General features: G+C 75.4%; 8 protein-coding genes. 3 read left to right on the forward strand and 5 right to left on the reverse strand.

Features of this window, described 5'->3' with window-relative positions:
- Window positions 1–31 precede the first annotated feature (31 nt).
- Together ACTMTB_RS18215 and ACTMTB_RS18220 are read left to right on the forward strand one after the other, a co-directional pair.
- Window positions 32–1,459, forward strand: coding sequence for a UDP-glucose dehydrogenase family protein (locus ACTMTB_RS18215; RefSeq protein ID WP_441147130.1), 1,428 nt, complete (start codon window positions 32–34; stop codon window positions 1,457–1,459).
- 157 nt (window positions 1,460–1,616) lie between these two features.
- The gene (locus ACTMTB_RS18220) at window positions 1,617–6,530 is read left to right on the forward strand and encodes an SCO7613 C-terminal domain-containing membrane protein (protein WP_441147132.1); all 4,914 of its coding nucleotides are present in this window, start codon (window positions 1,617–1,619) and stop codon (window positions 6,528–6,530) included.
- A 446-nt stretch (window positions 6,531–6,976) separates the two neighbouring features.
- Here the strand turns inward: ACTMTB_RS18220 and purE are convergent, their stop codons facing one another.
- The 3 genes from purE to ACTMTB_RS18235 all read right to left on the reverse strand — a co-directional run bounded on the left by purE (window position 6,977) and on the right by ACTMTB_RS18235 (window position 10,824).
- Window positions 6,977–7,468, reverse strand: a complete 492-nt coding sequence (purE, locus tag ACTMTB_RS18225; protein WP_088963898.1) for a 5-(carboxyamino)imidazole ribonucleotide mutase — start codon at window positions 7,466–7,468, stop codon at window positions 6,977–6,979.
- A 53-nt stretch (window positions 7,469–7,521) separates the two neighbouring features.
- A complete protein-coding gene (locus tag ACTMTB_RS18230; protein WP_441147134.1) occupies window positions 7,522–8,679 on the reverse strand; it encodes a 5-(carboxyamino)imidazole ribonucleotide synthase in 1,158 nt (385 codons plus the stop codon).
- 108 nt (window positions 8,680–8,787) lie between these two features.
- Entirely contained in the window at window positions 8,788–10,824 is a 2,037-nt protein-coding gene (locus tag ACTMTB_RS18235) for a thioredoxin domain-containing protein (RefSeq protein WP_441147136.1), read from the reverse strand.
- 134 nt (window positions 10,825–10,958) lie between these two features.
- Here ACTMTB_RS18235 and ACTMTB_RS18240 point away from each other — a divergent pair, with 134 nt between their 5' ends.
- Complete coding sequence (locus ACTMTB_RS18240) at window positions 10,959–11,990, forward strand: phosphatidylinositol-specific phospholipase C domain-containing protein (protein ID WP_441147138.1); 1,032 nt, start codon at window positions 10,959–10,961, stop codon at window positions 11,988–11,990.
- A 107-nt stretch (window positions 11,991–12,097) separates the two neighbouring features.
- Here ACTMTB_RS18240 and ACTMTB_RS18245 read toward each other — a convergent pair whose 3' ends face one another.
- Both ACTMTB_RS18245 and ACTMTB_RS18250 read right to left on the reverse strand, forming a co-directional pair.
- Window positions 12,098–14,560: a putative bifunctional diguanylate cyclase/phosphodiesterase gene (locus ACTMTB_RS18245; protein WP_441147619.1), complete on the reverse strand. Its 2,463-nt coding sequence runs from the start codon at window positions 14,558–14,560 to the stop codon at window positions 12,098–12,100.
- Between the two features lie 248 nt (window positions 14,561–14,808).
- Window positions 14,809–15,084, reverse strand: coding sequence for a hypothetical protein (locus ACTMTB_RS18250; RefSeq protein ID WP_435820024.1), 276 nt, complete (start codon window positions 15,082–15,084; stop codon window positions 14,809–14,811).
- Between the last annotated feature and the right edge of the window lie 30 nt (window positions 15,085–15,114).

Genomic DNA, 15,114 nt, shown 5'->3' on the forward strand with positions numbered 1-15,114 from the left:
CGCGCCGCCAGTGCGAGCGGAGAAGACAGGCGTGACGATCCCGTACCCGAACATCCAGCCGGTGCCGGCCATCACCCCGGTGACGCCGCCCTCGGGTGCCCCGCGACCGCGGGTGACCTTCCTCGGGACCGGTTACCTCGGCGCGACGTACGCCATCTGCTACGCCGAGCTGGGTTACGAGGTCCTCGGCTTCGACGTCGACGCGGACAAGATCGCCAAGCTGAACGCGGGCGAGGTCCCGATCCACGAGCCGGGCCTGGACGAGCTGCTCCGGCGCAACCTCGCCGCCGGTCGGCTGCGGTTCAGCACCGACATCGGCGAGGTCGCCGACTTCGGCGACGTGCACTTCATCTGCGTGGGCACCCCGCAGCGCGCCGACGGGATGGGCGCCGACCTGTCGTACGTCGAGGCGTCGGTGACCAGCCTGGCCCAGCACCTGACCCGCAAGGCGCTGATCGTCGGCAAGTCCACCGTCCCGGTCGGCACCGCCGAGTGGGTGGAGCAGCTCGTCGGCAAGCACACCCCCAACGACCTGGGCGTCGAGGTGGCCTGGAGCCCCGAGTTCCTCCAGGAGGGCTTCGCCGTCGACGACGTGCTGCGCCCCAACCGGATCGTGGTCGGCGTCAAGACCGAGTGGGCGAACGGCATGCTCTACGCCGCCCACAAGGGCGTCTTCGACCTGGCCGCCACCGAGGACCGCGAGGTGCCCCTGGTGGTCACCGACTTCGCCACCGCCGAGCTGGTCAAGGTCGCCGCGAACGCCTTCCTGGCCACCAAGATCTCCTTCATCAACGCGATGGCCGAGGTCTGCGAGGCGTCCGGCGGCGACGTCACCCAGCTGGCCCGGGCGATCGGGTACGACCCGCGCATCGGCAACCGGTTCCTCCAGGCCGGGCTCGGCTTCGGCGGGGCCTGCCTGCCCAAGGACATCCGCGCCTTCCAGGCCCGGGCGCAGGAGCTGGGCGCCGGCGAGGCGCTGCGCTTCCTGCACGAGGTGGACCTGATCAACCTCCGCCGCCGTACCCGGGTCCTCCAGCTCGCCGCCGACCTGCTCGGCCGCCGCTCCGGCCCGGCCGGCCCGGACTTCTCCGGCACCCGGATCGCCGTGCTGGGCGCCACCTTCAAGCCCAACACCGACGACGTCCGCGACGCCCCGGCGCTCGCCGTCGCCGCCCTGCTGGCCAAGTCCGGCGCGGACGTGCACGTGTACGACCCGCAGGGCACCGAGAACGCCCGCCGGGTGGCCCCCGAGCTGACCTACGAGGCCAGCATGAACGACGCGGTGACCGGCGCCGACCTGGTCTGCGTGCTCACCGAGTGGGCCGACTTCCGCAACGCCGACCCGGTCGTCCTCGGCGAGCTGGCCGCCGGGCGCAAGGTGGTCGACGGACGCAACTGCCTCGACTCCACACTGTGGACCCAGGCCGGCTGGGAATACCGCGGCATGGGCCGCCCCTGACGGGTACGCGCCGACGCGCCGGCCGGGAAGCACCGCTTCCCGGCCGGCGCTCCTCGTTGTGCCGAATCGCCAACGCCAGGTGTCGAAATCCGCGCCGGGGCAGGGCATGCTCGACACTGGAGGTCCACAGTGCGGGCCGGCCGGGTGGAGGGGTGTCGTGGAGAGCTTTCAGTGCTCCTCGTGCGGGCGGCAGATTCAGCCGGCCGCCCGTTGCCCGCACTGCGGCGCCGAGCAGCCGCAGTGGCGGGAACACCTGGCCGAGATCGAGCGGTCCATCGCGGAGATGAAGGCGCGCGAGGCGGCCATCCTCGCCGAGCAGCGGCAGATCGCCGCCAAGATGCAGGCCGCCCTCTTCCAGCGCGACATCCTCGCCCACGCCGGTGAGGAGCGGACCAGGCAGGCCACCCGCCCGCGCCGGGTGCTGCGCCGCAAGCCCGGCCGCCGACCCCCGACCGCCGCCACCGGCGCCCCGCCCCGGGTGCCCCGGCAGGGCGCCGCGCCGCCCGGGTCCGACGACGGCCCGCCGCCGCCACCGCGCGCCACCGCCACCTGGCTGGACGCCGACGATCCGGAGCACCCGCCGGAGGCGTCCTCCCGCGAGGTGCAGAACATCCCGCTCGGACTCGGCGCGCTGCTGCTGGCCGTGGCCGCGGTGGTCTTCGCCGCCGTCGCCACCAGCTCGATGGACGCCCTCGCCCGGCTGGGCATCCTGCTGGTCGCCACCGTGCTGCTGCTGCTCGCCCCGCCCGTGCTCGCCCGGCGCGGGCTCACCTCGACCGCCGAGACGATCGCCGCGGTCGGCCTGCTGCTGGTGCCGCTGGCCGGGTACGCGCTGTGGGCGGTGGACCGGATCGGCGCCGGCGGTGCCTCCGGCGCAGTCTTCTCCGGGGTGATCTTCGCGGTCACCGCCGCCGTCGCCCTCGGGTACGCCCGGGGCACCGGCCTGCGCGCGCCCCGCTTCGCCGCCGTGCTCGCCGCCCAACCGGTGGTGCCGCTGCTGACGTACGACCGGATCACCGGCCCCGGCGGGTGGGCGTTCGCGCTGACCGTCGTCGCCGTGCTCGACCTCTGGCTGGCCCGCTCGTCGCTGCTGCTGGAACGCCCGGTCCGCCGCGACCTGCCGGTCGACCCGCCGGCCGCGCCGACCGCGCCCCGGCAGCGCACCGCCACCGAGGGCCGGCCCGAGGCGGCGCCCGAGGAGGCCGGCGAGGTGCTCGGCGCGACGGCGGCCCCGGCACCGGGCGAGGTCGTCCGGCCGGTGCCCTGGCTGCCCCAGGTGACCTGGCTGCTGCACGGAGCGGCGGTGGCGCTCGCCCTGGCGTACGCGGTCACCGCGCTGCTGCGGGCGGCCACCGTACCGGCGGCCACGGTGGCCGGCGCGGCGCTGCTGCTGGCCGCGGCGGTGGCCCTGGCCGGCGCGCTGGTGCTGCGGCGACCGCCGCTGCCCGACGTGGCCGCAGGCATCATGACGCTGGCCGTCATCGGGGCGCTGGGCCGGATCGCCTCGGTCGCCTACCCCGGTCGGGCGCTGCTGCTGATCGCCGCCGTCATCACGCTCACCGGGCTGGCCGTGCGGGCCGTACCGGAGGCGGCCCGACGCGGGCCGCAGTTCGCCGCCGCGGCGGCGCTCACGGTCAGCGGGGTGGTCGTCGCCGGCGGCGCCCTGCGCGCCGGCATGGCCCCGGCCCGCGCGGCCCTGCCGGCCTGGAACGCCGACCTGACCCGGTTCCCCGGCGAGCTGGCGGCGGCGGTCGGCCCGGCCGCCTGGCAGTTGGCCGCCAGCGCCCTGCTGCTGACCGTGGCCGCGGTGCTCGCCCTGCCTCCCGAGATCCGCCGCGAGTTCGCCGTGGTCGGCGCGGGGCTGACCGCGCTCGCCGTACCGGCCTCCCTCGCCCTCGGCTGGGCGGCCGCGCCGTGGCCGATGGTGCTGGCCGCGGTCGGCATCGGGGTGCTCGGCCTCTCCGCGGCCACCACCCGCGCCGCGCTGGTGCACGCCGTCACCGCCACGGTGGTGGGCGTGATCGGCGCCGGGGCCGCACTGAGCCGGCCCGCGCTGACCGCGGCGGCGCTGGTCACCCTCGTCGTGGCGGGGGTGCTGGTCGCGCTCGCACCCCGGGTGCGGATCACCCCGGCGGCGGCCGACACGCTCTCCGGCTGGGCGGCCGGCGGGGCGTCGTTCGCGCTGCCCGGCGCGGTGGCCGCCTTCGTCGCCGCCACCGAACCGGCCGTCCCGACGCCCACCCCGGCGGTGCTGCGCGAGCTGACCGTCCCGATCCTGGCCGCCGCCTTCCTCGCCGTCTGCGTCACGCTGGGCTACGCGGCCATGGTGCAGGTCTCCCAGCGACACATCGCGCTGCCGCACGCGGCGGGCACGGCGCTCGGCGCGCTCGCGGTCGTCGCCGCCGCCTTCGGCGCCCCCGGCACCACCGCCGCCGACGCCTGGGTGGGCGGGCTGCTGCTGGTCGCCACCGTGCTGCTCCTGCTCGCCCCGCGGATCGACGCGGGCCGCCGGTCCGACCTCGCCCTCGACGGCTCCGACCTGGCCGCCGCGGCGGTCACCGCCGCGCTGATCGCCACGCTGGCCCGGATCGCGGCGGTGATCTCCGCCGGCGGGCAGCTCGCGGTGGCCGCCGCGCTGGTGCTGCTGGTCGCCGTCGCGGCCCGGGCGATGCCGGAGGAGTGGCGCCGCGGGCCGGTGCTCGGGATCGCCGTCGGCGGCACCCTGATCGGCCTGCTGGCCGGCTGGTCGGCCCTGCGCGGCGGGGTCGGCGTGCTCGCCACGCCCGGCCCGATCTGGGCCGGTGACCTCACCGGCTGGCCGGCCGCGCCCACCGGCGGCGCCACCTGGCAGGCCCCGGTGGCACTGGCGATGCTCGGCACGGCGGCCGGGATCCTGCTTCCGCCGCCCTGGAAGTACGACATCGCTGGCGCGGCGGTCGTGCTCGCCACCATCGGGGCGCCCGCCGCGTTCGACCTGCCCTGGTGGTCGCCGGTGCTGGTCGGGACGATGGTCGCCACCGTCCTCGGGATGGCGGCGGTGGCCTCGGCCGACCCGCGCGCGGGGCTCTCCCGGGCGGTCGCGGCCGGTGCGGTGGCGCTGCACGCCGCAGCGGCCGGGCTGGTCCGGCCGTGGACCACCGCGCTGGCGCTGGGCGCCATCGCGCTGATCGGGCTGGTCGTCGCGGCGCTGGCCCGGGGGCTCGCGCCGTCGCTGACGGAGGACGTGGAGACCGAGGGGATGCCACCGCACCTGGTGCGGATCGGCGGCGCGGCGGCCGGGGCGGCCCTGCTGGCGCTGCCGGGCGCGGTCGCCGCGCTGGCCGCCGAGTTCGGTCACTCGGCCCAGGTGGTGCTGACCGGCGCGCTGGCGGCGTCCAGCATCGGGCTGGCCGGGGTCGCCGCGGTCCGCCGCCAGGTGCCGCAGTACCTGCCGTACGCGAGCGCGGCGATCGTCGGCGGCGCGACGGTCAGCGCGCTGGCCGCGATCTTCGCCCACCTCCCCTCCGGCGTGTACGCCGCCGCGGCGGCGCTGCTCGGGGTGCTCGCCGAGCTGGTCCGGGCGGCCACCGTCCCGCCGGTCGGCTCGGCCCAGCCGGTACGCCGGTGGGCCGTGCTGCTGGACGGCGCGCTGCGCCGGCTGCCGGACGACGGCACCCGACGCCGCTGGCGCATCAGCCCGGCCGTCGGGGCCTTCGCCGCGGCGGCGCTGCCGACGGCGCTGGCCCTGGCCTCGCTCGCGCCGCTGCTCTACATCGCCCTGGTGGAGCCGCACCGGATGCTCTCCCGGGTCTGGCAGGGGCCGCCACCGGAGCTGCTCACCCCGCCTCCGGAGGCGGTCGACCCGACCCACGTGCTGACCGCGCTGCTGCTCACCGCGACCGCGGCGCTGGCGGCCACCGGGCTCAGCGGCGGGCGGCGCGCGCGGGCCGTGCCGGTGGTCCTGCCGGGGCTGGCGGTGACCCTGCTGATCACCCCGGTGGCGCTCGGCCACGCCTGGCCGGAGAGCGCCCTGGCGGCACTGGCGGTCTTCACCATCTCGATGCTCGGGCTCGCGCTGACCCCGCCGCCGCCGCTGGCCGAGCCGGCCCGGTCGCTGCGGGTGACCCGGGTGCTGGTCTTCGCGATCGGGCTGGCCGGCGGCGGCGCCGGGCTGGCCGGCAGCCTCGGCACCCAGGGCCTGACCCTGTTCACGCTGGGCGGGGCGGTGGGTGTCGGCAGCGTCGCGGCGCTCTACGGCACCACCCAGCGGGCGCGCATCCTCGGCTGGCTCTTCGCCTCGCTGATGGCGCAGCTCTTCGTGCTCACCGCCGGGCTGGTCGCCGGGCTCGCCGCCGTCTGGTCGGCGTTCGGGGTGCTGGCGGTCGGCGCGGCGTTGCAGGTGTTCGCGGCGACCCTGCCGAGGCTGCGCCGCCCCGAGGCGCAGCCCGAGGCGGCCACCGTGGAGTGGACCGGGTACGCGGCCGCGCTGATCGCCCTGGCGCTGGCGTACGACTCGCCCCGGCACATCGCCGCCCTGCTGGCCGCCTGGGGTGCCGTGCTCGGGATCGCCGCGAGCCGGCCGGGGCGCCGCCCGCTGGAACGGCAGATCCTGTTCTGGGCGGTGGTCGCCTGCGAGATCACCGCCTGGTGGATCCTGATGCGGGTCGCCGCCGTGGCGCTGCCGGAGGCGTACACGCTGCCGTTCGCGGCGCTCGCCCTGCTGGTGGGGGTGCTGGAGCTGCGGCACCGGCCGGACCTGTCGAGCTGGGTGGCGTACGGGCCGGCGCTGGTCACCGCGTTCGTGCCGACCCTGGCGATCGTGCTGGCGACCGAGTCCAGCATGCTGCGGCAGGTGCTGCTGCTGCTCGGCGCGGTGGCGGTGCTGATCTTCGGCACCACGAGCCGGCAGCAGGCACCGGTGATCGTCGGCGCCACGGTGACCGCGATCGCCGCGGTGCACGCGCTGTTCAGCCTCGGCCCGTGGCTGGTGCTGATCCCGGTCGGCGTGGTGCTGCTGGTGCTGGGCGCGAGCAACGAGCGCCGCCGCCGCGCCCAGGAGCGGTTGCAGACCGCGCTACGCGGCATGAGATAAATCGGAGGGTCCCTGTGGCGTGACTGCCGTGTTGCGCAGGGCGTGCCGGGTGATCGCGGGCCACGAACTGGTTGCTGAGCCGGATGCGGGGGGCCTCGTCGCGGCCGGGATCATGCCGGGGTCGCTCGCCGGTCGTTGCCGGGCGGCCCGGTCGATCCCCGACGTGATCAGGAGTTGCGGCTACCAGCGGTGACGGGCAGCTCCGCCCAAGCCCCACCCCGCGGCGCCTTTGCTCTGCTGCCCTCCACGCAACACTCACGTCGAGTGACGACCCGTCGAGCGGCCGGTCCCCGGGTGTATCGCGTTCCGGCTGTTCAAGGCGGTGTTGCCTAAGGGGTAGCAGAGCAAAGGGAGCGAACCTGGGACCCGGGGGGCGACACAGCCGACACGTTGCGTGACGCCGCCTGGGATCACTGACGGTGAGTGCCGTGGGTCGTGTGGAGCGGTCAGGCGAGGGAGGCGCGGAGGGCGGCGTCCTTCTCGGCCACCATCTCCTCCAGGCTGGCCTGGAAGGCGGTCATCCGCTTCAGCAGCGCCGGGTCCGAGGCGGCCAGGATGCGGACGGCGAGCAGCCCGGCGTTGCGGGCGTTGCCGATCGACACGGTGGCCACCGGCACCCCCGCCGGCATCTGCACGATGGAGAGCAGGGAGTCCATCCCGTCGAGGTGCTTGAGCGGCACCGGCACGCCGATCACCGGCAGCGGGGTCACCGAGGCGACCATGCCGGGCAGGTGAGCGGCGCCGCCCGCCCCGGCGATGATCACCTTGACGCCGCGGTCGGCGGCGGAGCGGCCGTACTCGATCATCTTCACCGGGGTGCGGTGGGCGGAGACGACGCCCACCTCGTAGGGCACCCCGAACTCGTCCAGCGCCTCGGCGGCGGCCTTCATGACCGGCCAGTCCGAGTCGCTGCCCATGATCAGCCCGACGGTGCTCACACGCGGCTTCCCTTCGTTCGCGACTGCGGGGCTCGCAAGCTCACTCCTCGCGCTCACTGTCCCTCGCGCAGCCAGGACGCGGCCCGCGCGGCCCGCGCCCGTACGTCGTCCAGGTCGTTGCCGAGCACCGTGACGTGCCCGATCTTGCGGCCGGGCCGCACCTGCTTGCCGTACAGGTGGACCTTGGCGCCCGGCTCGGCGGCGAAGAGGTGGTGCAGCCGCTCGTCGATGGAGATGCCGCCTGGCTCGCCGCCGAGCACGTTCGCCATCACCACCACCGGGGCGGTCAGCGAGGTGTCCCCCATCGGGTAGTCGAGCACGGCCCGCAGGTGCTGCTCGAACTGCGAGGTGCGGGCGCCCTCGATGGTCCAGTGCCCCGAGTTGTGCGGCCGCATGGCCAGCTCGTTGACGACCAGGCCGGCGTCGGTCAGGAACAGCTCCACCGCCAGCAGGCCGACCACGTCGAGCGCGGTGGCCAGGTCGATGGCGAGCTGCTGGGCGGCGAGCGCGAGCTCCTCCGGCAGGTCGGGCGCGGGGGCGAGCACCTCGACGCAGATCCCGTCCCGCTGCACGGTCTCCACCACCGGGTACGCGGCGACCTGCCCGAACGGCGAGCGAGCCACCTGCACGGCCAGCTCCCGACGCAGCGCCACCCGCTCCTCGACGATCAGCGAGGTACCGCCGGCGAGCAGCGTCGCGGCCAGCTCGGCGGCCCGGGTCGGGTCGTCGACCATCCAGACGCCCCGACCGTCGTAGCCGCCGCGGGCGGCCTTCAGCACCACCGGCCAGCCGTTCTCCTCGCCGAAGGCGACCAGGTCGACGGGCTCGGCGACCGGCCGCCAGGCCGGGTTCGGAGCGCCCAGCGCACCGAGGCGCTCCCGCATGATCCGCTTGTCCTGCGCGTGCAGCAGCGCGTCGGCGGCCGGGAAGAGCTTCACGCCCTCGGCGGCGAGGGCGCGGATGTGCTCGGTGGGCACGTGCTCGTGGTCGAAGGTGACCACGTCGCAGCCCTTGGCGAAGGTGCGCAGCGCGGAGAGGTCGGTGTGGTCGCCGTACTGGACGTCGGAGGCGACCAGGGCGGCGCCGTCGTCCGGGGCGAGCGCCAGCACGCGCAGTGACTGGCCGAGGGCGATGGCAGCCTGGTGGGTCATCCGGGCCAACTGGCCTCCGCCCACCATGCCGACGACGGGCAGACCGGTACGGGAATCCATAGCGCCGCCAGCCTATCCGGGCGGCCGGCGATCACCGCCGCGAGGGGCACCGGGCGGCCGGCGATCACCGCCGCGAGGGGCACCGGCCCGCCAGCTCAACTCCGGGCGTCAGCCGAGCTGGGCGACCAGGTCGTCGACCGAGGTCACCGGCCGCTGGCAGACGAAACCCCGGCAGACGTACGCGGTGGGCCGCCCGTCGACCAGCGGCCGGTCCGCGAGCAGCGGCACCCCCGGCTGGTCTGGTCGGCCGGCCACCACGACCGCGCCCGGCGGGGCGTGCCGCACGGCGGCGGCCACCAGGGGATCACCCACCGCGTCGTCGGTGGCCACCGCGATCTCGTACGGCCCGGAGAGCAGCGCCTCCCCCACCGTCGCCGCGTAGCCGGTGAAGCGGGCGTGCCGCCCGACGATCGGCGCGACGGTGGCCAGCGCCGCCTCGGCGGCCTCCCGGTAGCGGTTCTCCCCGGTCAGCGCCGCGTACGCCACCAGCGCCGCCACGATCGCCGAGCGCCCTGACGGGGTGGCGTTGTCGGTCGGGTCGGCCGGCCGGGCGACCAGCTGCTCGGCGTCGTCGGCGGTGTCGTAGAAGCCGCCGCCCGGGGCGGCGAACCGGGCCAGGGCCACGTCGAGCAGCCCGCCGGCCAGCTCCAGCCAGCGCCCCTCGCCGGTGAGCTGGTGCATCGCGCAGAACGCCTCGGCCACGCAGCCGTAGTCCTCCAGCACGCCGGCCGGCTCGCCGACCACCTTGTCGCGGGACGCCCGGCGCAGCCGCCCGTCCACGACGTGCACGGCGGCCAGGTGCTCGGCGGCGTCGCGCATCGCGCCGTCCGCGACGATGGTGACGCCCTCCATCAGGTTGGCGTCCTCGTCGTCGGGCGAGGCGTAGAGGGCGGCGACCCGGAGGAACTCGGCGAGCGCGGTGATCGCCAGGCCGTTCCAGGCGGCCACCACCTTGTCGTCGCGGGCGGGTTGCGGGCGGGTGTCCCGGGCGACGAGCAGCCGGCCGACGACGTCCCGCCAGCGGGCCTTGATCTCCGGGTCGGCGTCGTCGACGTCCCGGGCCAGCCGCAGCACGCTCGTGCCGTGCTCGAAGGTGCCCTCCTCGGTGACCTCGAAGAGGTCGGCGGCCCAGCGGCCGTCCTCCTCGCCGAGCGCCGCCACGAGCTGGGCCGGGGTCCAGGCGTAGGTGAGCCCCTCGACGCCCTCGGTGTCGGCGTCCAGCGCGGAGGCGAAGCCCTCCCCCGCCCGGTGCAGCTCGTCGGCGAGGAACCGGGCGGTGTCCCGGGCCACCCGCCGGGCCATCCGGTCGCCGGTGAGCCGCCAGAGCTGGGCGTAGAACCGCAGCAGCAGGGCGTTGTCGTAGAGCATCTTCTCGAAGTGCGGCACGGTCCAGTGCGCGTCCACCGAATAGCGGGCGAAGCCGCCGGCGAGCTGGTCGTGGATGCCGCCCCGGGCCATCGCCTCGGCGGTGTGCCGGGCGATCTCCAGGCTGCGCGCCGAGCCGGTGCGCTGGTGGTGCCGGAGCAGGAAGAGCAGGTTCATGTGCGGCGGGAACTTCGGCGCCCCGCCGAAGCCGCCGTTCGTCGCGTCGTACTCGCGGGAGAGCTGGTCGGCGGCGGAGTCCAGCAGCTCGGCGGTGAGCGGGGCGGTCGGGCCGCCGACGGCCTGGGCGCCGCCGATCGCCTCGACCACGGCGGCGCCCTGGCGCAGCACCGCCTCACGCTGGTCGCGCCACGCCGCGGCGACCGACTCCAGCAGCCGGACGAAGTTCGCCCGGGGGAAGTACGTGCCGCAGAAGAACGGGGTGCCGTCGGGGGTGGCGAAGACCGTCATCGGCCAGCCGCCCTGCCCGGTCATCGCCTGGGTGGCGGTCATGTAGACCGCGTCGACGTCCGGCCGCTCCTCCCGGTCCACCTTGATCGCCACGAAGTCGTCGTTGACCAGCGCGCCGACCTGCTCGTTCTCGAACGACTCGTGGGCCATCACGTGACACCAGTGGCAGGCGGCGTAGCCGACCGAGATCAGCACCGGCACGTCCCGCCGCTTCGCCTCCGCGAAAGCCTCGGCGCTCCAGGGCCACCAGTCGACCGGGTTGTCGGCGTGCTGGAGCAGGTACGGCGAGGTCGCATCGGCGAGTCGGTTCACCTGACGACCATATCCAGCCGGACGGGCCCGCGCCCGTCGGTCCGACGGCAATCGCAGGGGCTTCCGCAGTTCACTTTCATCTATTTATATCTGTGCATGCCGGCGATCGTCGCCGGCCTCGCGAGGAGGCACGCATGCGCGGATCCCGTCGTCTGTCCGTACTCACCTCGGTCGCGGTGCTCGCGGTCGTCCTCACCGGACACCCCGCCGCCGCGGCCGTGGACCCCGCCACCCGGATCTCCGGGACCACGGCCGTCGGCACCCACAACGCGTACGAGCGCGGCACCTACACCTACCTGGCGCAGGCGCTCGACGCCCGGCCAGGGATGATCGAGCTGGACGTCTGGCCGGACGTGATCACGCGCCAGTGGCGGGTCAGCCACTCCAACCCGCTCGGCAACGACAACAACTGCGTCGCCGCCACCAGCGCCGCGCAGCTCTACACCGGCACCCGCAACAAGAACCTCGAACACTGCCTGGACGACATCCGGCTCTGGCTGGGCGCCCACCCCGACGCCGGGCCGGTGCAGCTCAAGCTGGAGCTGAAGACCGGCTTCAGCGCCCGTACCGGGCAGGGGCCGGTCCAGCTCGACGCGCTGCTCGCCGCCCGGCTCGGCGACCGGGTCTTCCGCCCGGTCGACCTGCGCGGCGGGTACGCCTCGCTGGACGCCGCCGCCCGGGCCGACGCCTGGCCGACCCGCCAGCAGCTCGCCGGCAAGGTGCTCGTGGAGCTGATCCCGGGCACCGTGGAGGAGGGCAATCCCACCGACACGCTCCGCACCGACGTCGAGTACGCCCGTCACCTCGCCGGCCTGGCGTCGGCGGGCACCCTCGCCCGGGCCCAGGCGTTCCCCGCCGTGCACAACGCCCAGGCCGGCGACCCGCGCACCCGCTACACCGAGGTGAGCCTGCGGCCGTGGTTCGTCGTCTTCGACGGCGACGCGAGCGCGTACGTCGGCGGCGGCATCGACACCTCCTGGTACGCCACCAACCACTACCTGCTGGTGATGACCGACGCGCAGAACGTGCCGCCGAAGGTGGGGAACACCGACCCGGACGCCGCCCGGGCCCGGGTCGCCCAACTGGCGGCGGCGCACGCCAGCATCGTCTCCGCCGACTGGGCGGCCCTGCCGACCGTCGTCGGCGAGGTCCTCCCCCGCGCCTGACCCGCGGCCGGGCCGCTGCCCGCGGCCCTGGCCCCGGTTTGCGGCGTGTCGGGGTGTCCCGCCGCCCGGACACCCCGACACGCCGCATCTCGCGAACGGGCGGTGGGTCAGGATGCGCCGTCGGCGCGCAGCGGGAAGACGTTCGACTCGGCCGACTCGCGCAGCGTGCCGAGTACCGCGCCGATCTTGTCGGCCGGCATCGGCTTGAAGAAGTGGTAGCCCTGGGCGGCGGTGCAGCCCAGCTCGGCCAGGGCGAGCCGCTGCTCGGCGGTCTCCACCCCCTCCGCCACCACCCGCAGCCCCAGCTCGTGCGCGAGCCCGACGGTGGTCCGGACGATCGCCGCGGCCTCCGGCGACTCGGCCATCCGGATCACGAACGAGCGGTCCACCTTGAGCTCGTCGACCGCGATCCGGGTCAGGAAGGTCAGCGACGAGAAGCCGGTGCCGAAGTCGTCGACGGCGAGCTGCACGCCCATCGCGCGGACCGTGGCCAGCACCTCGTCGATCACCTCCAGCTCGCTCATCACCACCGTCTCGGTGATCTCCAGGACCAACCGGTGCGGGGGCACCTGGTGGCGGCGCAGCGCGTCGGCGATCTCGGCCGGCAGCCGGGGGTCGAGCAGGCTACGGGCCGAGAGGTTCACCGAGATCGGCACGTCCAAGCCCTCCCGGGCCCAGTCGGCCGCCACCGCGAGCGCCTTGTCCAGCACGTACCGGGTGAAGGCGCCGAGCTGCTCGCTGTTCTCCACCGGGCGGATGAAGTCGACCGGGCCGAGCCAGCCGCGGCGCGGGTGCCGCCAGCGGATCAGCGCCTCCACCCCGGTCGGGGCGCCGGTGGCCAGGTCGACCGCCGGTTGCAGGGCCAGCACCAACTGGTCGTCGGCCTGCAACGCCTCCCGCAGCTCCGCCAGCAGCGCCAGCTGGTCGGTGCTCGCGGCGTCGCGGGCGCTGTCGTACGCGGCGACGCTGCCGCCGCCCTCCTTGGCCTGGTACATGGCGATGTCGGCCCGGCGCAGCAACTCGGTCAGGTCGGCGGTGCCCGCCCCGGCCACCACCACCCCCACCGACACCTCGACGGACATCCGCACCCCGGCCACCTCGGTCGGCGCGGCCAGCCGCTCGGCGATCTCCCGGGCCTGGCGCAGCGCGTACGCCATCGGGGCGGACCGGTCGCCGATCACCGGGACCGACGTCAGCAGCAGGGCGAACTCGTCCCCGCCGAGGCGCCCCAGCAGGTCGCCCGGGCGGGCGAGGGTGCCGAGCCGGTTGGCGGTGAGCCGCAGCAGCTGGTCGCCGGCCGCGTGCCCGAGGGTGTCGTTGACCTCTTTGAACTGGTTGATGTCCAGCAGCAGCAGCGCCACCGGGTGATCGTGGGCGAGCTGCCGCAGCGCCTGGTCGCCCTTGCTGAGCATGGCCGCCCGGTTCACCAGCCCGGTCAGCGCGTCGTGCACCGCCTCGTACGACGACCGCGCGCTGACCAGCCGCAGCTCCCGGTGGGTGGCCGCGTCGTGCAGCGCGGCGGCGAGGGCGTCGGAGAAGGCGGCCACGGCGTCCCGCTCGCGGGCACTCGGTGGCGCGGTGGCGGGGAAGCGGACCCGCAGCTCGCCGACCTCGGCCTCGCCGACGGTCAGCGGGCGGGCCAGCTCGTGCTCCGCGGTGGACGGCCGGGCGGGCGGCCCGATCTCGCGGTCGCGCACCTGGCCGGAGGCGTCCCCCCGGTACCGGCGCCAGCGGCCGTCGCCCCGGGCCACGTCGACGTCGACCAGCTCCGCGCCGAAGAGGGTCAGCGCGCCGGTCACCGCGGCGGTGGCCACCCCGCGCTCGTCGAGCTGGTTGAGCGCGGCGGTCGCCTCCGCGAAGGCCCGCCAGTCCCGTCGTTCCTGGTCGGCCCGGAGCCGGTGCCGGTAGGTCTGCTGGAGCAGCCAGAACAGGGGCGGGAGCAGCAGCAGCCAGCGGGCGTCGATCTCCACCAGGGCGACCACGACCAGGCCGACCGCGACGTTGCCGACGAACATCAGCAGCTTGCCCCGGAGCGCGGCGAGCACCGGTGGGCCGACGGCGACGCCGTGCCGCAGCGCCAGGGTGGCGCCGCCGAGGCAGGCGGTGGCGAGCAGGTAGGTCACCGAGGCGGCGATCAGGGCGAGGGCGAGCCCGGGGGTGGGTGCGGCCAGCAGCGGCGCGCCGAGCGCGGTGGCGACCGCGACGGCGAGCGCGGTGGCGGCGGTCAGCGAAGCGGCGATCCGCAGTACCTCGAGCGGGGGCCGGCGGTCGACGGCCAGGGACATTCCCGTCCAGGCCAGCCCGGTGCCGAGCAGCGCCGCGGCCGGCAGCCACCCGGCCGGTACGAGGTAGAGGCAGACGATCAGTGCGGCCTCGCCCCAGGTGATGCTGACCATGCCGGTGGCGGTGCGGAACCTCAGCCGGGCCAGTTGGGCGACCGCGAACGCGGCGAGGGCGATGCCGAACCGCGCGAGGGCGGGAAGTGCATCGTCCGGCGGCAGCGTGACGGGGACGGTCAGGCCGATCAGGACCGCCGTGAAGGCGGTCAGCGTGACGGCGGTGATCAGCAGGAGCACCCGTGGCGGTGTGCCGCCGGGATCGGGCCGGTCGACGTGGTCGCCGGCCCGGCCGGACGTCACCGGCCCGCTCCGTCCGCCGGCACACGGGGGATGCCCGGGACGGACGCTGCTGCGACGGTCATGGCGCCCCCTCCCGCGCACGGCTCAGGGACTTTTCGGTCCCCCCGGCGGAAGGCTAAGCCAATCCGGGTGGTCGCAACAGGGGCTGACGACCCGGATCGGCGTGAATCACGCTCCGACTAGCCGTTTCGGTGCTGCTGGTGGCCGTTGGGCGTGTCGGTGCGTGATTCCTGCGTCGAGGTCCCGTCCGCCGGATCGGTGGCCGACGTGTCGGCCTGCCCCTGGGTGGGGAACCGGTCGGGCAGCCGGCGCAGCCGGGCGTTCATGTTGCGGATCAGCAGGATGGTGGCGGCGGCCAGGAGGAGGATGAGGAAGAGGCCCATCGGCCCGGCCAGACCACCCGTGCGGGTGTCACCGAAGTTGTTCTCCGCGAGCACCTGGGCAGCGGCGGTCAGCATGGTGTTTCTCCGATGTGCGGTGGGCTT

Source organism: Micromonospora sp. L32, assembly GCF_052068055.1.
In the GTDB taxonomy this organism is placed as follows: Bacteria; Actinomycetota; Actinomycetes; order Mycobacteriales; family Micromonosporaceae; genus Micromonospora; species Micromonospora purpureochromogenes.

What these genes read in the sequence shown, in the direction of transcription:
- ACTMTB_RS18230 (WP_441147134.1), bottom strand. Translation starts at nt 8,679, where the DNA reads ATGGATTCCCGTACCGGTCTGCCCGTCGTCGGCATGGTGGGCGGAGGC.
- ACTMTB_RS18240 (WP_441147138.1), top strand. Translation starts at nt 10,959, where the DNA reads ATGCGCGGATCCCGTCGTCTGTCCGTACTCACCTCGGTCGCGGTGCTC.